Below are 324 nucleotides of genomic sequence, written 5' to 3' on the forward strand. Positions count from 1 at the left end.
CTCCCGGGGGAGTGGCTCGAGCTGCCGGTCGCGCGCGCCGACGCCGCCGACCGCATCCGCGAGCTCGCCCGGCACCTGCACGGGCGCTCGGACGACCGCGCCGGTGCGCGCATCGAGCTGCGCGAGCGGCTCTCGGCGGCACTCGCCGCGGCAGAGGCGGCGGGCGCCGAGCAGGTGCACGTCGGCGTCGCGCTCGAGACGGACGTGCCCATGCCGGCCGTCGCATCCGTCCACCCCGGCATCGCCGTCGCGACCGCGACCTCCGACGAGCCCGACGCGGTGCTCGCGGCGCTCGTGCCGCTCGTGCTCCGCGCGGCGCACGAG

At 79.3% G+C, this 324-nt stretch carries 1 protein-coding gene; it reads left to right on the top strand.

What is annotated here, in order from left to right; translation table 11 throughout:
• Positions 1–324: hypothetical protein (locus tag NWP09_RS13430; RefSeq protein ID WP_258275967.1), on the top strand; the 324-nt coding region annotated here is incomplete at both ends.

It is taken from the genome of Agrococcus sp. HG114 (genome assembly GCF_024723325.1).
GTDB lineage: Bacteria > Actinomycetota > Actinomycetes > Actinomycetales > Microbacteriaceae > Agrococcus.